This window comes from Arthrobacter woluwensis, assembly GCF_030816155.1.
GTDB lineage: Bacteria > Actinomycetota > Actinomycetes > Actinomycetales > Micrococcaceae > Arthrobacter_E > Arthrobacter_E woluwensis_A.
In genome coordinates this window covers 3,151,990-3,167,948 of sequence record NZ_JAUSXR010000001.1, presented here as the reverse complement: position 1 = coordinate 3,167,948, position 15,959 = coordinate 3,151,990, and the positions used below count along the sequence as shown (strand labels likewise).

The window sequence follows — 15,959 nt, the reverse complement described above, 5'->3', positions numbered from 1 at the left end:
AGTTGTTGCGGGTTCTCGACGGAATGACCCGCAACAACTGAGCACACAAGACCGGGTCAGGCGCGCGGCGCAGCGCTCTACGCCGTCAGACGGTCCAGTTCCTCGCGGTCGCCGATCAGGCGCACCGCATGGATGACGCCGTCGCGGAGCTGGAAGGTGAACGCCACCTGGACCACGCCGCGGTACTGCCACACGAGGCCGGGTTCGCCGCCGAGCATCGCGAAGCGGGCGGCCTTGGCCTTGCCGTTGAAGAAACCGGAGACCTCGTCCCGTCCGAGTTTGAGGGCCGGGGAACCCATCGCCGCGGCGGCCGCATCCGAGGTCATGACGACGTCGGGATCCAGCAGCCTGACCAGCGCGGCCAGGTCGCCGCCCTTCGCCGCCGTCATGAACGCCTCGACCACCTCCCGGGGTGCCCGTGCTCCGTCGGCGGCGTCCGCCGTCGGGCTCTCAGGGAGGTCGTCCGACGACGCCGACGGCTCCGGTCCGGCCTGGCCGCGCACCCGGCGTCGTGCGCGGCTGGCCAGCTGCCGCGCGGCCGCGGCGGACCGTCCGGTGGCCGCGGCGACCTCCTCGAACGGTGCGCCGAAGAGGTCGTGGAGGACGAACGCGACCCGCTCCGCCGGGCTCAGCGTGTCCAGGACGACCAGGAGCGCCACGCTCAGGGAGTCGTCCAGCTGGGCCTGTTCTTCCGGCCCGGGCGCGACCTCGTCGAGCTGTCCGGCGAGCGTCTCCGCCAGCGCCTCGTGCCGTGCATGGGAGCGGAGGGCGTCGAGACAGATGCGGCTCACCACGGTGGTGAGCCAGGCAGGGAGGTTGTCGACGTCGTCGTCCAGCCGGGCGAGACGGAACCAGGCCTCCTGGACGGCGTCCTCGGCGCCGAGTGGGCCGGACGGTCCGAGGATCCTCTGGGCGATGCCCAGCAGACGGGGGCGCTCCTGGTCGAAGCGGGTGGCGAGTTCGAGCTCGGATTCCATGTTCTCCATGTCTCTTCGACGTCCGGTGGGCGCTGGATGTGACGCGCCGCCCTGGCCATGTCACATCTTCGAACGCCCAGACGTCAAGAGGGTGAATGCGGGAAGTGCCCGTATCGATCCTGAAGGAGAATCCCATGCGCTACGCCAAGAGCATGTTCTACGTCGACAACGCCAAGGACGCCGCCGAGTTCTTCGGCACCGCCTTCGGACTGCAGACCCAGGTCTACGGCGAGGGCTACGCCGAGGTCGCCGCGGGTGACACCAAGCTCGCCTTCGGCACTCTCGAGGCCGCCGGCAACCACCTTCCCGGGCAGCCGCTCGAGGTCGCCGACCCCGCCCGGGTCACGGGCGTGCTCAGCTTCGTCGCCGACGACGTCGACGCCGCCTACCAGCAGGCCGTCACCGCGGGCGCGGAGTCGCTCGTGGAGCCCACCGACCGCGAATGGGGCCAGCGCGCCGCCTTCGTCCGCGCGCCCGGCGGCCTCGTCCTGGAAATCGGCAACTTCGCCTGAAGCGAGGCCGTGCAGTCCACGGTGTCCCCTGGTTCCGCAGTGCGGGGACCAGGGGACATCGGCGTTTTCGGGGCAGGAACGGCGTCGGCTTGCGCGGGTTCTCTATCGTGGGAGGCAGAACCGATCCGGAACCCGGGGCGCACCGCCCCGGCCTCGCGCAGGGAGAACCGCACATGAGCACCGCCCGACTTGGACTCCGGCGCATGACGCCCCGCGACCCCTTCGAGTCGTTCCGCGCCGCAAGCCCGCTGGAACTGTTCTTCGACCTGGTGTTCGTGGTGGCGGTGTCGATGATCTCCGCGCAGCTGCACCACTTCTACGCCGAAAACCATGTGGGGGAGGGGATCGTGGCCTTCCTCCTGGTGTTCTTCGGCATCTGGTGGGCGTGGATGAACTTCACCTGGTTCGCCACCTCCTTCGACACGGATGACTGGTTGTACCGCATCCTGACGATCATCCAGATGGCCGGTGCCCTGGTCCTGGCCGGCGGTGTCGGGGCGGCGATGTCCGAGGGAGACTTCACCGTCGTGACCCTGGGGTACCTCGTGATGCGGGTGCCGCTGGTCTGCCAATGGCTCCGCGCCGCGGCGTCCAGCCCGGAGCTCAGGGTCACCGCGCTGCGTTACGCCGGCGGGGTGGCGGTGGTCCAGGTGCTGTGGCTGCTCAGGCTCCTGCTGCCGGGGCAGATCGGGTTCTGGGGATTCGTGATCCTGGTGCTGGCCGAGGTGTCGGTGCCGGTGTGGGCCGAGACAGCGCGCAAGACCCCCTGGCACCCCAGCCACATTGCGGAGCGGTACGGCTGCTTCACCCTGATCGTGCTGGGCGAGTCGATCCTGGCGTCCACGGGTGCGGTCGTCGACGCCGCGGCCGCCCAGGAGCATCTCGGAGCCCTGCTGCCGATCGCCGCGTGTGGCCTGGTCCTCGCGGCGGGGATGTGGTGGATCTACTTCTCCCGCGAGCATCACGAGCACTTCGGCAGCCTCCGGAACGCGCTGACCTTCGGCTACGGCCACTACCTGGTGTTCGCCGCCGCGGCCTCGTTCTCGGCGGGGATCGAGGTGGCGATCGACTTCGCGGACGGGCACGCCGAGCTGGGCCGGGTGGCCGCCGCGGCCACGCTCACCGTGCCGATCGCGCTCTTCGTGCTCACCACCTGGTTCATCACGCTGCGGAAGTCGCTTCCGCGCCCCACCAGCCTGCTCTTCCTGGTGCTGACCGTGCTCCTGGCGGCCTGTGCGCTGGTGCCCGGGGAGAACACCCTCGGCTCGATGGTGGCCGCCTCCCTCGTCATGATCCTGCTGGTGGTGCTGCTGGAGCTGCCGGCCACCCTGGCGGCGTCGGAGCGCATCGAGGAACTCGAGGAGGCGGACGGGGCAGGGGCCTGACCGTTCCGCGGGGTGGGTGGTGAGCCGCCCGGCCTACGCCTCGATGTCGTCCAGCCGCGCGATCACGACCTCCAGCATCCGGGCCAGTTCCTTCATCTCCGGGCTGCTGAGGTCCTGAAGCACATCCGTCTCCACGACGCTCGACCCCTTGATCGCGAGGTTGAAGAGCTGACGGCCCTCCTCGGTGAGGCTCACGAACACGCGGGTGCGGTTGCCGGGGTCCTGCGTGCGTTCGACCAGTCCGCGCAGCGCGAGCTTGTCCAGGCGATGCGTCATCGACGACGGCGCGACGTTGCTCAGGTCCGCGAGCTGACTCGGCGTGAGGGGCTCCTTCGCCTTCACCAGTGCGGTGACCACGCCCCATTCGCCCGCTGTGACGTCCAGATCGGCCAACTGACGGGCGTACCACTGGTCCAGCTTCCGGTTGAGGGACTGCACGGCGGTGATGACCCGCTGCACGGTCTCTTCGCCGCCGGCCGCGACATAGGCCGCGACGCTCCGGCGGTGTTCTTCCTGGGCACTGGGCTTGCGAGGGGACATTCAGGGATTCTCTCATGAACTTCGATGTGGTAATATTTCGATATCGAAATATTCGAAGTCGAATAAATGTGGCCGCGCTCACTCCGGGAGGAATGAGGGCGGCTCGTCCTGTTGAGCACAGAGCCTGTTGAGCACAGGGCGTACCACACCACCTGTCCGTCAGCGGACATCGTTCCTTCATCAGACCCAAGGGGGTGCACTCATGCGCGCGAAGCTTTTGATCCTCGCGTCCGCCATCGGTTCTCTCGGCTGGGGAGCCGTTCTTCCCTATCAGTACGCCTATGCCGCGGAAACGCGCGGCTGGGGCGCCCTGCTGGCCGCCGCGGCAGCCTCCCTGTTCTCCCTCGGGGCGCTCTTCGCCTCGCCGGTGGCCGGGCGGCTCGCGGACCGCTTCAACCCGGTCCTGGTGGCCGTGCTGGCACAGCTGATCGGCGCGGTGGCGGTCGGTTCGCTGATGTTCGTCCAGGAGCCCGGCACCTTCCTGCTCGGCATGCTGGTGTTCGGCCTCGGCCTGGCCGGCGCGGTCCCGGCGAAGCAGGTCCTCGCGCTCGAGTGGTCCTCCAGCGCCGACCGCCGCAAGGTCTTCGCCTACAAATTCACGGGCGAGTCCCTCGGCATGGCCGCGGGCGCGTTCCTGGCCGGCCTGGTGGTCGACCTCGGCCGCGCCGACGGTCTGACCGTCGGCTTCCTCATGGCCGCCGGCGGTTTCGTGATCTCCTCGGCGATCATCGCACTGGCCGGAAGCCTCGGCCGCGGCACCGCCCCGGTGCCCGACGGCGTCGCCTCCACCACCGATCAGGCGCTCGACGACGGCGGCCGCCGCCGTGGCGCCCTGCGGCTCATCTTCGCGGACCCCGCCATGCGCTGGACCGCCGTCGTGACGATCGCGCTCGCCCTCGGGTTCTACGCCCAGTTCGAGTCCGGCCTGCCCGCCTACGCGCTCACGGTGCTGAACGCCGAACCGTCCGTGATCGGAACCGCCGCGGCCGTGAACTGCCTGGTGATCGTGGCGCTGCAGCTCGTCGTCGTGAAGCTGACGGCCAAGCGGCCCGCCGCGACCCTGCTCATGGCGGTCGGTTCGGTCTGGCTGGTGTCCTGGCTGCTGCTCTCGGTGGCGCAGTTCATGCCCGGGATCGCATCGGCGCTGTTCGTCATGACGTACGGGATCTTCGCGGTGGGGGAGACGGTGTACAGCCCGGTGCTGAACCCGCTCACGGCGTCGCTGGCGCCCGCCGGCATGGTCGGCCAGACCCTGGGCGTGGTCGCGGCGCTGCAGACGGCGTTCTCCGCGGCCGGCCCGCTGATCGCCGGCGTGCTGCTGGGTGCGGGACTCGGGGACGCGTTCCTGATCATGCACCTGGTGATCAGCGTGGTGGCGATCTTCGCGGCCTGGCGCATCCGCCAGGTGCTGGCCGCGCGTTCCCGCGCAGGAATCCCGATCCGGTCGGACGAGGCGCTCGCCGCCTGAGTCCAACTCGCCGCAGCGATCCGACGGTGGCCGGAACCGGACCTCAGGCCGAGGTTCCGGCTCCGGCCACCGGCGCTTTGCGGGGTTTGATGAAGGGCTTGGCCCAGCTTTCGATGAACCGGGCGATCAGCGGCCCGAGGACCGCCATGATGAGCACGTAGGACGAGGCGAGGGCGGCCATCTGTCCCGGCACCGCGCCGGAGGCGACCGCGAGGCCCGCGATGACGATGGAGAACTCGCCGCGCGCCACGAGCGCCGCGCCCGCGCGCACGCGACCCGGCTTGCCGATCCCGGCCCGTCCCGCGGCCCACCAGCCCGTGAGCATCTTGGTGGCGGTGGTCGCGACGGCCAGGAGCAGCGCCCAGCCGAGGACCGGTGGGATGGACGTCGCGTCGGTGCTGAGGCCGAACGCCACGAAGAAGATGGCGGCGAAGAGGTCGCGCAGCGGCTCCAGCATCCGGGTGGCGTTGTGCGCCGTCGCGCCGGAGATGGCGATGCCCAGCATGAACGCGCCCACGGCGGCGGACACCTGAAGCGCCGAGGCGAGGCCCGCCACCAGGAGGGCCGCGCCGAGCACCGTGAGCAGGAAGACTTCGGCGTTCTCGCTGTGCACGATCGCCGAGACGCGCTGCCCGTGCTTCATCGCGACCAGGAGCACCACCGTGATGACCGCCAGCGCGATGGCCACCGCCTGCAGCCCGCCGAAGAAGCCCACGCCGGCCAGCGTGGCCGTCAGGATGGGGAGATAGACGGCCATGGCGAGGTCCTCGAACACCAGCACGGAGAGGACCACAGGCGTCTCGCGGTTGCCGAGCCGTCCCAGATCGGTGAGGGTCTTCGCGGCGATCCCCGACGACGAGATGTAGGTGACGCCGGCCATCACGAGCGCGCCGACCGGACCCCAGCCGAGCAGGAGTGCCACGGCCGCGCCCGGGATGGCGTTCAGCACGGCGTCGAGCACACCGGCCTGCCAGGATTTCCTGAGGCCGGTGAAAAGCTCATCCGCGGTGTACTCTAGGCCGAGCATCAGCAGCAGGAGGATCACGCCGATCTCGCCCGAAAGGTGGCTGAACTCGCGGACACCGTCGAGCTGGATGATCCCGCCCGCGCCGAAGCCCAGGCCTCCCAGCAGGTAGAACGGGATGGGGGACATGCCCACCCGTCCGGCAAGCCGGGCCAGGAGGCCGAGTACGAAGACCACGGCCCCCAACTCGATCAGGGTCACCGCGAGTTGGTCCACTGCTATCCCTTGCGGAGGATTTCGGCGGCCCTGTCCAGGCCTTCGAGCGTTCCCACCGCCACGAGCAGGTCACCACGGTGGAGCACGACGTCGGGACCGGGCGAAGGGATGACCTCGCCTTCCCGCATGATCGCCACGATCGAGACGCCGCTGCGGGTGCGGATCGAGGCTGCACCCATGGGGCGGTCCCGGAAGGGCGAATCCTGGAGGATGGAGAACTGGCGCGTCACGATGCCCGGGACGTCCCGGTGCTCTTCCGTGAGCTGGTTGACGATGAGCTGGCCGCCCAGCAGCTGAGCGAGGGTGGTGGTCTCCTGCCCCGTGAGGGGGATGGAGGCCTGGCAAGTGTCCGGGTCGTCCCAGGTGGAGACGATGAACTCCGTGGTTCCATCACGGTGGACCACCACGCCGATCCTGCGGCCGCTGGCGGTCATGAAGTCTTTCCGCACCCCGAGTCCGGGGAGGTCGGTTTCATCCACGTGCATGGCATAAGCCTAGTCCCCGGACTCCCCTCGCGTTGTGTGCTCAGTAGTTGCGGGTCCTGGCCCCTGACACCCGCAACTACTGAGCACACAACGTGGTCATGAGGGCTCGCCGGCCGCGCGAAGTGCCCGTTGTACCTTCCGGACCACGCTCGGCCGCGTTCCGCGGAGGTCGGCGGCGCCGATCCGTAGTTCCTGCCAGCCCAGCTCCGCCGTGATCGTGGCCCGGGCGATGTCCCTGTCGTACTGCCGCTCCTCCCCGTGGACCTTGCCGTCGTACTGAATGCTGAACCGCTGCCGCTGGTAGGCAAGGTCGGGCCAGACCCGGGGGGTGCCCCAGGGGTCGTAGAGAACCACATTGAGCTCCGGTTCGGGGACGCCATGATCCAGCAGGATCAGGCGCATCCGGGTCTCCTGCACCGAGTCCGCGCCCGGGCGGATCAGGTCCAACGCCGCCAGGGCGTTCCTTTTCCCTTTCATCTTGGGGTGGGCCACCGTGACTCGGCGGAGGTCGGCCACCGTGCAGAGCGGCGCCCGTGGGAACGGGTGGTCCGGGCCGTGCTCGTTGACGAGATGGTCTCCCGCCGCCACGAGATCGGCCAGGGGCACGTGGTGCGCCAGATCCAGCCAGGTTCGCGCTGCCGAGGTGATGCGCACACCGGCCAGGTACTCGACTTCTCCTGGAAGGAGCAGCGTTCGATGCCCGACCACACCGGCGCGGCGGGGGTGCGTGCCACCCCGTGTGCGCGAGACATGGATCCGTTGATCAGCCCAGAACGGCAGCGGCATGCCCCGGGCGCGTGCAGCGGTCAGCTCGGAGATCGCCGTCGCGTCGTCAAGTGCGGTCAGAGCCCGAAGGCTCGCCAGGAGTGTCGGGTCCGCGCCCCGGGGGATGCGTATCCCACGGCTCGGCGCTCGCAGGTCGGCGGCCCGGAGGCGGCTGTTGGACACACCACCTGCCAGGGCGTCCGCCACGGTGAAGGAGGTGTTCAGGAATCGTGCGGGAAGTTCTTGTGCTCTCATCCACCCATCCGAACAAGGCGGGAACGCGAACGGTCGGGCCGTTTCACCTATGTGGATGGCTCCGGTTTCCGGTGGTTCCAGGTCCCCGCAGTTGCGTGCTCAGTAGTTGCGGGTCTTGGCCCGATACACCCGCAACTACTGAGCACACAACGCGTGGGGCGGGCGTGCTGAGCGGGATCAGGCGGTGACCTTGTCCTTCGCCGGGGCCTTGACCGGGATCAGGACCAGCAGGCCGGCCAGGAGCACCACCATGATGCCGAGGATCCCCCAGCGCTGCGCCTGGCCCTCCGCGACGTACCGCGACGCCACGGCGATGGAGATGGTGAAGAGCGTGGGCGCCAGGAAGGACACCGCGCGGCCCGTCGTGGCGTAGAGGCCGAAGAGCTCGCCCACCTCGCCGTCGGGGGCCAGCCGCCCCAGGAATGCCCGTGCGGAGGCCTGCGCCGGCCCCACGAACAGGCAGAGCAGCAGCCCGAACACCCAGAACGTCAGCTTGCCGTGCCACTGCATGCCGAAGAAGGAATATTCGCTGTTGCCCAGGATCAGGATGGCCGTCCCCGCCACGAGGAGGCCCACCAGGGACAGCTCGATGACGCGCTTCGGCCCGATGCGGTCGTCCAGGAAGCCGCCCAGGATCGCACCCGCCGCGGCCACCACGTTCCCGAAGACCGCGAAGAAGATGACGTCCTTGAGCTGGAAGCCGAACGTCCCGGCCGCGATCACCCCGCCGAAGGTGAACACCGCCGCGAGGCCATCCCGGAACACCGCGCTCGCCAGGAGGAAGTAGATGGTGTGCGGGGACCGCCGGAACAGGGCCCGGATCCGCCGGACGAGCACCACATAGGACTGCAGGAAACCCACCCGCGCCTCGCCCGGCTGAACCGGGGGTTCCGGCACCCGGAAGAACACCGGCAGCGCGAACACCCCGAACCACACCGCGGAGAAGAGCGCCACGAGGCGGATGTTGAGGGCGTCGTCGGTCGACGCGCCGAACCAGTGGAACGCGGGCTGGACGAACAGCTGGAGCACCAGCAGCAGCGCCACGATCCCGCCCAGGTACCCGGCGGCCCAGCCGAAGCCGGAGACCCGCCCGATGGTCGCCGGAGTCGAGATCTGGGTCAGCATGGCGTTGTAGTTGACCCCGGCCAGTTCGAAGAACACGTGCCCCACGCTGATGAGGATCACGCCGAGCAGGAGGTACTCGGGCTCGGGCCGCACGAAGAAGCACAGCGCCATGAGGATGACCACCACGGCGCTGTAGATGCCGAGCCAGAGCTTCCGCCGACCGCCCGCATCCGCGCGCTGGCCCGTCACGGGGGCGAGCAGGGCGATCGCGAAGCCCGCCAGCCCGAAACCGAGACCCAGGACTCCGGACGCGTGGTCCTCGCCGCCGAATGCTTTGGACGTCAGGTAAACGGTGAAAACGAACGTCGTCATGACCGCGTTGAACGAGGCCGAGCCCCAATCCCACGAGGCCCAGGCCAGGACCATGCCCCGCCGCCGTCCGGTCTCCTGCGACGCGTGTTCGCTACCGGCGTTGTAAGTCGCTTCGGGGCTCATAGCACGAATAGTAACGGGCGCCAGTTGCTAAAATGAGAAGACACCTGTTTAAGGAACCGCTCCGGATGACAGGACTGCCCGCGGCCAGCAACACCGGAAGTGGTGATGACCACGTGACCCTAGTCCTCTGTTCCCTTTTCGCGCTTGCCGCGGTGGCTCCGCTGATCTTCAAGCGCCTGGGGCGGAACGCCTTCTACCTCCTGGCCGCGGCCCCTGCCGCCGCCTTCGTCTGGCTGCTCTTCCAGTACCCCGCCGCCTACGGCGCCGGCCTCGTGGAGCACTTCGACTGGATCCCGCAGCTCCAGCTGGACCTGACCTTCCGCATGGATCCGCTGTCCTGGGTGATGTGCCTCCTGGTCCTCGGCGTGGGATCGCTCGTGCTCGCGTACTGCGCCCGCTATTTCAAGGCGGACGACGCCGATCTGGGCAGTTTCGGCGCTCAGCTCCTGGCCTTCGCGGGCGCCATGTTCGGCCTGGTCACCTCGGACGACCTCATCCTCATGTTCGTGTTCTGGGAACTGACCACGATCCTGTCCTACCTCCTGATCGGCTACGCCCGGGCCCGCCTGTCCGCCCGGCGCTCCGCCCTCACGGCCCTGATCGTCACCACGGCCGGCGGCCTGACCATGCTGATCGGCCTGCTCATGATGGCTCAGATCACCGGGACCAGTCGCGTCTCGACCCTCCTGGAGCGCGCCCCGGCCCTGCTGACGGGCGCGAACCGCGACGGCGCCGCGGCCGCCGCGCTCGGCGTCGCCGTCGTGCTGGTACTGGTCGGCGCCATCACCAAGAGCGCGCTCTTCCCGTTCCACTTCTGGCTGCCCGGCGCGATGGCCGCGCCTACCCCGGTGAGCGCGTACCTTCACGCGGCGGCCATGGTGAAGGCGGGCATCTACCTCGTGGCGCGTCTGGCGCCCGGCTTCGCGCAGGCCGAGACGTGGCTCCCCGTCGTCCTCAGTCTGGGGCTCATCACCATGCTGGTGGGCGGGTACCGGGCTCTCCGCCAGACGGACATCAAGCTCATCCTGGCGTACGGCACGGTGTCGCAGCTCGGCTTCCTCACGATGGTGGTGGGCCTGGGGACGCCCGAGGCGGCCCTTGCGGGACTCGCCCTGCTCCTCGCGCACGGTCTGTTCAAGGCCGCGCTGTTCCTTGTGGTGGGCATCATCGACCACCAGACGGGAACGCGTGACGTCCGCAAGCTCTCCGGGGTGTTCCGCTCCTCCCGGGCGCTCGGCGTCGTGGCCGTGCTGGCCGCGGCCTCCATGGCCGGCATCCCGCCGCTCGCCGGATTCGTGGCCAAGGAGAGCGTGTTCACGGCGTTCGTCGACTGGGCTACGGGCGAGACGTCGACGGCGCCGGGTCCCTGGGGCCCGGTGGTGCTGATCGGCATCGTGGTGGGATCTATACTCACGTTCGCATATTCCGCTCGGTTCATATGGGGTGCTTTCTCGACGAAGCCGGGTGTGCCGCCCACGCCGTTCAAGCCGATCCGTTTCTCCTTCCTCGCGTCGCCCGCCATCCTGGCCGCGCTCAGCCTGGTCTACGGTCTGTGGCCCGTGCCGGTGGATTCCTGGGTCCAGCCGTACGCGGCGCTCTTCCAGGAGACCGAGGAACACATCGAGGAGGCGGCCTCCGCCGGTCATCTCGAGCTGTGGCACGGCTTCACGGCGGCGCTCGGCCTGACCGCGGTGACCTTCCTGGTCGGCACCCTGCTCGTGATCGCCCGCGAGCGGGTCACCCGCTTCCAGGCGGCGATGCCGAAGGTCCCCGAAGCGGACCGGGTGTACCAGCACGTCATCGGCGGGCTCGATGACACCGCCGTCTGGGTCACGGGCCGCACGCAGCGCGGTTCCCTGTTCTTCTACCTGGTGGTGATCCTCGCCGTCGCGGTGATCATGCCGGCGGTCACGCTGCTCTGGCATGGCCAGGCGGTGCCGTCGAATCTGTACTGGATCGACCCCGGCTCGCCGTTCCAGTGGCTCATCGGCCTGGCGATCGTGATCGGCGCCTTCGGCGCGGTCCGCGCCGACAAGCGCTTCATGGCCGTCCTGTTCGTCTCCGTGACGGGCTACGGCATGGCGCTGATCTTCGCGCTGCAGGGTGCGCCGGACCTCGCGCTGACCCAGATGCTCGTGGAGACGGTGGCCCTGGTGGCGTTCGTCCTGGCGATGCGCCGGCTTCCTCCGGAACTCCGGGACCGCACGGGCGGTCACTTCCGGGTGATCCGCGTGATCCTGGGCTTGGCCTTCGGCGCCGCCATGGTGGTGTTCGCGCTCTTCGCCACGGATTCCCGGGTGGCGTCGCCCATCTCCCTCGACTTCCCGAAGCTCGCCTACGAACAGGGCGGCGGCCTCAACGTGGTCAACGTGACGCTCGTGGACCTGCGGGCCTGGGACACCTTCGGCGAGATCTCGGTGCTGGCCCTGGCCGCCACCGGCGTCGCCAGCCTGATCTTCGTCCGGAACATCGGCAACAGCCTCGGCCGCAGTGCCGGGGTGGAGACCGGCAGCGTCGGACGGGTACGCGTCCAGGCGGAGGGCTCCGCAGAGGCCGCGGCGCTTGCCACGGCCCGCAAGTTCGGGGCGCCGCCCCGCGCCAAGACCGGTGTGGCACTGCGGAACCCGTGGATCGTGGCCGGCCGGACGCTGGCTCCGGAACGCCGTTCCATCCTCTTCGAGGTGGTCACACGGCTCATCTTCCACACCATGGTGGTGCTCTCCGTGTACCTGCTGTTCGCGGGGCACAACCTTCCGGGCGGCGGCTTCGCCGGCGGCTTGATGGCCGGCATGGCCCTGACCATCCGGTACCTGGCCGGCGGTCGCTTCGAACTCGCGGAAGCCGTCCGGATGAGCCCAGGCCTCGTGCTCGGCATCGGCCTCGCGCTGGCCGCCGTGTCGGGGCTCGCCCCGCTCCTGCTGGGCGGGAACGTGTTCCAGAGCGCCATCGTCCACTTCGGCCTGCCCGTGGTGGGCGACGTGAAATTCGTGACGAGCACCTTCTTCGACATCGGGGTGTATCTCGTGGTGATCGGCCTGGTGCTGGATGTGCTGAGGGGCTTCGGCGCCCAGATCGATGTCGAACTCGAGGAGGAAAGCGAGGTGGCGGCACGATGAGCGCCAATATGACCCTCCTGGTGATCATGGGGATCCTGTACGCGTGCGGCATCTACCTCCTGCTGGAGCGCAGCCTCACCCGCGTCACCCTCGGCCTCATGCTCCTGGCCAACGCCACCAATCTGCTGATCCTGGTGACGGGCGGGTACGCGGGCCTGGCTCCGCTGTTCGTCAAGGGCACTGACCCGCATGACTACAACGACCCCCTCCCGCAGGCCCTCATCCTGACCTCGATCGTCATCAGCTTCGCGGTCACGGCGTTCATGCTCGGCATCATCTACCGCACGTGGGTCCTGGGCCGCCAGGACGTCATCGCGGACGACACGGAAGACCAGAGAGTGGCCAACACGCCCAGCTTCGACGCCGAGGACGACGCCGTCATCCCGGAGGAGACCACCGAGTTCCCGCTCACCGCCGACGACGACGCCCAGCACGGCGCGGTCCTCGCCGCCGTGGGCGCCGCCACCCACGCCCACGCCCACGGCGCCGCGCGAACCGACGGCTCCGCGGGGGAGGGCGGCGAGAACGCCGAGGGCTCCAGCGGCTCCGCCGCCCCGGATAGCTCCACCGGCTCCACCGCCCCGGACAGCTCCGGGGGAACCCGTTCCGCGGCGTCCAGTGCGGGGGCCGCCCTGGCGGACGGCGTGGACACCGAGACCCGCTCCGCCGATGGCGGGACGCGCGGTCCGGCAGCCGACGGCGCCGGCCCGCAGCCCGGCGTCGAGCCCCAAGAGGGCTGGAACCACCGCTCCGACCCTGAAGCCGACCATGGACAGCACCCCGAGGAAGGAGGCCGGGCATGAGCGTCAATCTCGCGTACCTGGCCCCCCTGGCCGTCCTGCTGCCGATCCTGGGCGCGGCCGTGGCGTTCACGCTCGTCCGGCATCCCCGGGCGCAGCGCACCGTCAGCGTCTCGGTCCTGTCCCTGACCCTGGTGCTCGAGTGCTTCCTCCTGGCCTCCAGCTGGGACGGCGGCACCACGGCCGTGCGGCTGGGGCACTGGTTCCCGCCATTCGGCATCGTCATGGTGGTGGACGCGTTCTCGTCGCTGATGCTCGTGGTCTCCTCGGCCGTGAGCCTCTGCGTGCTCCTGTACGCCTCGGCCCAGGGCGCCAGTGAATCCGGCTACGACGGCCCGGTGTCGATCTTCCACCCGAGCTACCTGATCCTGATCGCGGGCGTGTCCAACGCGTTCCTCTCGGGCGATCTGTTCAACCTCTACGTGGGCTTCGAAATCCTGCTCACCGCGAGTTACGTGCTCATGACGCTCGGCGGGACCGAGGCGCGCATCCGGGCCGGCGTCACCTACGTGGTGGTGTCGGTGGTGTCCTCCCTGCTCTTCCTGATCGCGATCGGGATGATCTACGCGGCCACCGGAACCGTGAACATGGCCGACCTGGCCGTGAAGCTCGCGCAGCTCGACCCCGGCATACAGACCCTGCTGCACGTCATGCTGCTCGTGGCGTTCGGCATCAAGGCGGCCGTGTTCCCGCTGTCCTTCTGGCTCCCCGACTCGTATCCGACGGCACCCGCGCCGGTCACCGCGGTGTTCGCGGGTCTGCTCACGAAGGTCGGCGTCTACGCGATGGTCAGGACGGAGACGCTCCTGTTCCCGGGCGACACCCTCAACCAGCCCCTCATGGTGGTCGCGCTGCTGACTATGGTGGTGGGGATCCTGGGCGCCGTCGCGCAGAACGACATCAAACGTCTCCTGTCCTTCACCCTCGTCTCCCACATCGGGTACATGGTGTTCGGGCTGGCTCTGAGCTCCACCGCGGGGCTGGGCGCCGCCGTCTTCTACGTGGCGCACCACATCACCATCCAGACCTCGTTGTTCCTGGTGGCGGGCCTGGTGGAACTCCGGGCGGGCAGCTCGTCCCTCGACCGCCTCGGTGGTCTGGGCAAGCTGTCCCCGCTCCTGGCCGTGCTCTTCTTCATCCCGGCGATGAACCTGGCCGGCATCCCGCCGTTCTCCGGCTTCCTGGGCAAACTGGGCCTGCTCCAGGCCGGTGTCGCGCAGGGGACGGTGCTCGCCGTGATCCTCGTGGTGGGCGGCGTGTTCGCCTCGCTGCTGACGCTGCTGGCGATCGCCCGCGTGTGGAACCGCGCCTTCTGGCGCACGACCGACGACGCCGAGGACCCGGAGCCCGAACTCCTCACCACGGGCGCGGCGGCACGGCGGCTCATGCCGCGCGGCATGGTCGCCCCGACGGCTGCACTCGTCGTTCTGGGCGTGGCCCTGACGGTGTTCGCCGGTCCGCTCTTCGGGCTCGCGGACCGGTCCGCCGCCCAGATGCTGGACCGCAGTTCCTACATCCACGCGGTGCTCGGCCCGGAGGTGGCGGTGCCGCCCAAGGAGGCGCCGCCGTCGCCCGCGGAATCCCCGGCCGCTGACACTCAGGGAGGTGCACGATGAGTCTCCACCGCCGCAAGATCCGGTTCCTGCAGGAGCTGCCCCTGCTCATCTGGCTGATGCTGGTGTGGGCCATGCTCTGGCAGGACTTCAGCCCGGGGACGCTGCTCTTCGGCGCGCTGCTGGCCATCGCCGTGACGCGGGTGTTCTACCTGCCGCCGGTGCAGCTGAGCGGGCGCTTCAATGTGTTCCACGCGGTCGCGTTCGGCATCGAGGTGCTGGCGCGCATGGCGTGGGCTTCTCTCCAGGTCAGCCTCGTGGCGGTCTTCCAGGGCCCCAAGGTGCGGAACGCGGTGCTGAGCGTGCCGCTGCGCAGCCACTCCGACCTCATCCTGACGGCCGTGGGGCACGTCAGCTCGTGGATTCCCGGGTCCATGGTCGTGGAGGTCGACCGCTCCACCTCCACCCTGTACCTGCACGCGCTGGATGTGCACACTGAAGCCGACGCCGAGAAGGTGCGCGCCGGGGTGCGCCGCATCGAGGCGAAGCTCATCGAGGTCATGGGCTCCCGCGAAGAACTGAAACGCCTGAAGGCCGAACGGGCCGGGGAGGTGACGGCATGATCAACCCGGTCTTCGTGACGGTGGCCGTCGTGGCGCTGGGGCTCGCCTCCGCCGCGGCGATCTACCGCATCGCCAAGGGGCCCTCCCTGCTGGACCGCGTGCTCGCCACGGACGTGCTGCTGAGCATCGTGGTCACGGCCTTGTGCATCGACATGGCCGTGCACCGGCACCTGAACAATCTGATCCTGGTGATCTCGCTGACCGTGGTGGGTTTCATCGGTTCCGTGACCGTCGCACGCTTCGTGCAGGACCGCCGTGAGGAGCCCCGCGATGACCGCTGACGGGACTGGCATCGACTGGAACAGCGTGGTCGACATCCTGAGTGGTGTGGCCCTGACCCTCGGCGCTCTGCTGAGCCTCGGCGCCGCGGTGGGCATGGTCCGTTTCCCGGACCTCATGAGCCGCATGCACGCCGCCAGCAAGCCGCAGGTCCTGGGCCTGCTGCTCGTCTTCGTGGCACTGGGGCTCCAGATGCGCAGCTGGGTGGTCTGGCCCGTGCTCCTGCTCGCCTGGCTCTTCCAGCTGCTGACGGTGCCGATCTCCGCGCACATGGTCAGCCGCGCCGGCTACCGCACCAAGCACCGTCACCCGGAGCTGCTGACCGAGGACGACCTCGCCGCCGTCGTGTCCCAGGCCGCGGAGGAGCGGAAGACGCAGGACTGACAGCGGCGGGCTTGCCG

General features: G+C 69.3%; 14 protein-coding genes and 1 pseudogene. 9 read left to right on the top strand and 6 right to left on the bottom strand.

Annotated elements, in window-relative coordinates:
• Window positions 1-77: 77 nt before the first annotated feature.
• Complete coding sequence (locus QFZ52_RS14555; protein WP_307498331.1) at window positions 78-986, bottom strand: sigma-70 family RNA polymerase sigma factor; 909 nt, start codon at window positions 984-986, stop codon at window positions 78-80.
• A 125-nt stretch (window positions 987-1,111) separates the two neighbouring features.
• Between QFZ52_RS14555 and QFZ52_RS14550 the strand changes: the two genes are divergently transcribed.
• Window positions 1,112-1,489, top strand: a complete 378-nt coding sequence (locus QFZ52_RS14550; protein ID WP_181282112.1) for a VOC family protein — start codon at window positions 1,112-1,114, stop codon at window positions 1,487-1,489.
• A 173-nt stretch (window positions 1,490-1,662) separates the two neighbouring features.
• Entirely contained in the window at window positions 1,663-2,874 is a 1,212-nt protein-coding gene (locus tag QFZ52_RS14545; RefSeq protein WP_307498329.1) for a low temperature requirement protein A, read from the top strand.
• 33 nt (window positions 2,875-2,907) lie between these two features.
• Here QFZ52_RS14545 and QFZ52_RS14540 read toward each other — a convergent pair whose 3' ends face one another.
• Entirely contained in the window at window positions 2,908-3,414 is a 507-nt protein-coding gene (locus QFZ52_RS14540; protein ID WP_307498328.1) for a MarR family winged helix-turn-helix transcriptional regulator, read from the bottom strand.
• 202 nt (window positions 3,415-3,616) lie between these two features.
• Between QFZ52_RS14540 and QFZ52_RS14535 the strand changes: the two genes are divergently transcribed.
• Entirely contained in the window at window positions 3,617-4,882 is a 1,266-nt protein-coding gene (locus tag QFZ52_RS14535; protein ID WP_307498327.1) for an MFS transporter, read from the top strand.
• Between the two features lie 43 nt (window positions 4,883-4,925).
• On the opposite strand, the gene QFZ52_RS14530 is transcribed toward QFZ52_RS14535, so the two are convergent.
• The 4 genes from QFZ52_RS14530 to QFZ52_RS14515 all read right to left on the bottom strand — a co-directional run bounded on the left by QFZ52_RS14530 (window position 4,926) and on the right by QFZ52_RS14515 (window position 9,187).
• Window positions 4,926-6,122, bottom strand: a complete 1,197-nt coding sequence (locus QFZ52_RS14530; protein ID WP_307498326.1) for a cation:proton antiporter — start codon at window positions 6,120-6,122, stop codon at window positions 4,926-4,928.
• Window positions 6,123-6,124: 2 nt separating this feature from the next.
• Window positions 6,125-6,607 (bottom strand): cation:proton antiporter regulatory subunit, encoded by a 483-nt coding sequence (locus QFZ52_RS14525; RefSeq protein WP_307498324.1) that lies wholly within the window; start codon window positions 6,605-6,607, stop codon window positions 6,125-6,127.
• Between the two features lie 96 nt (window positions 6,608-6,703).
• Complete coding sequence (locus QFZ52_RS14520) at window positions 6,704-7,627, bottom strand: hypothetical protein (RefSeq protein ID WP_307498322.1); 924 nt, start codon at window positions 7,625-7,627, stop codon at window positions 6,704-6,706.
• Window positions 7,628-7,804: 177 nt separating this feature from the next.
• A complete protein-coding gene (locus QFZ52_RS14515) occupies window positions 7,805-9,187 on the bottom strand; it encodes an MFS transporter (RefSeq protein WP_307498320.1) in 1,383 nt (460 codons plus the stop codon).
• 113 nt (window positions 9,188-9,300) lie between these two features.
• Between QFZ52_RS14515 and QFZ52_RS14510 the strand changes: the two genes are divergently transcribed.
• From QFZ52_RS14510 to mnhG, 6 genes and pseudogenes are all read left to right on the top strand, one after another.
• Window positions 9,301-12,303, top strand: a complete 3,003-nt coding sequence (locus QFZ52_RS14510) for a Na+/H+ antiporter subunit A (RefSeq protein ID WP_373425721.1) — start codon at window positions 9,301-9,303, stop codon at window positions 12,301-12,303.
• Window positions 12,300-12,773: pseudogene (locus QFZ52_RS16210) on the top strand (Na(+)/H(+) antiporter subunit C); the annotation flags it as partial. The gene QFZ52_RS14510 and the pseudogene QFZ52_RS16210, both read left to right, overlap by 4 nt.
• Window positions 12,774-13,102: 329 nt before the next feature.
• Window positions 13,103-14,719 carry a Na+/H+ antiporter subunit D gene (locus QFZ52_RS14500; RefSeq protein ID WP_307498315.1) on the top strand — a complete coding sequence of 539 codons (1,617 nt, stop codon included), beginning with the start codon at window positions 13,103-13,105 and terminating at the stop codon, window positions 14,717-14,719.
• Window positions 14,716-15,279, top strand: a complete 564-nt coding sequence (locus QFZ52_RS14495) for a Na+/H+ antiporter subunit E (protein WP_307498313.1) — start codon at window positions 14,716-14,718, stop codon at window positions 15,277-15,279. The genes QFZ52_RS14500 and QFZ52_RS14495 overlap by 4 nt, the downstream gene beginning before the upstream one ends.
• A complete protein-coding gene (locus QFZ52_RS14490) occupies window positions 15,276-15,560 on the top strand; it encodes a monovalent cation/H+ antiporter complex subunit F (RefSeq protein WP_307498311.1) in 285 nt (94 codons plus the stop codon). Before QFZ52_RS14495 ends, QFZ52_RS14490 begins: the two co-directional genes overlap by 4 nt.
• Entirely contained in the window at window positions 15,550-15,942 is a 393-nt protein-coding gene (gene mnhG, locus QFZ52_RS14485; RefSeq protein ID WP_307498310.1) for a monovalent cation/H(+) antiporter subunit G, read from the top strand. Before QFZ52_RS14490 ends, mnhG begins: the two co-directional genes overlap by 11 nt.
• The last annotated feature ends 17 nt before the right edge of the window (window positions 15,943-15,959 follow it).

Excerpts from the sequence above, each read along its gene's own strand:
- QFZ52_RS14555 (WP_307498331.1), bottom strand. The coding sequence starts at position 986 with ATGGAGAACATGGAATCCGAGCTCGAACTCGCCACCCGCTTCGACCAG.
- QFZ52_RS14550 (WP_181282112.1), top strand. The coding sequence starts at position 1,112 with ATGCGCTACGCCAAGAGCATGTTCTACGTCGACAACGCCAAGGACGCC.
- QFZ52_RS14545 (WP_307498329.1), top strand. The coding sequence starts at position 1,663 with ATGAGCACCGCCCGACTTGGACTCCGGCGCATGACGCCCCGCGACCCC.
- QFZ52_RS14540 (WP_307498328.1), bottom strand. The coding sequence starts at position 3,414 with ATGTCCCCTCGCAAGCCCAGTGCCCAGGAAGAACACCGCCGGAGCGTC.
- QFZ52_RS14535 (WP_307498327.1), top strand. The coding sequence starts at position 3,617 with ATGCGCGCGAAGCTTTTGATCCTCGCGTCCGCCATCGGTTCTCTCGGC.
- QFZ52_RS14525 (WP_307498324.1), bottom strand. The coding sequence starts at position 6,607 with ATGCACGTGGATGAAACCGACCTCCCCGGACTCGGGGTGCGGAAAGAC.
- QFZ52_RS14520 (WP_307498322.1), bottom strand. The coding sequence starts at position 7,627 with ATGAGAGCACAAGAACTTCCCGCACGATTCCTGAACACCTCCTTCACC.
- QFZ52_RS14515 (WP_307498320.1), bottom strand. The coding sequence starts at position 9,187 with ATGAGCCCCGAAGCGACTTACAACGCCGGTAGCGAACACGCGTCGCAG.
- QFZ52_RS14500 (WP_307498315.1), top strand. The coding sequence starts at position 13,103 with ATGAGCGTCAATCTCGCGTACCTGGCCCCCCTGGCCGTCCTGCTGCCG.
- QFZ52_RS14495 (WP_307498313.1), top strand. The coding sequence starts at position 14,716 with ATGAGTCTCCACCGCCGCAAGATCCGGTTCCTGCAGGAGCTGCCCCTG.
- QFZ52_RS14490 (WP_307498311.1), top strand. The coding sequence starts at position 15,276 with ATGATCAACCCGGTCTTCGTGACGGTGGCCGTCGTGGCGCTGGGGCTC.
- mnhG (WP_307498310.1), top strand. The coding sequence starts at position 15,550 with ATGACCGCTGACGGGACTGGCATCGACTGGAACAGCGTGGTCGACATC.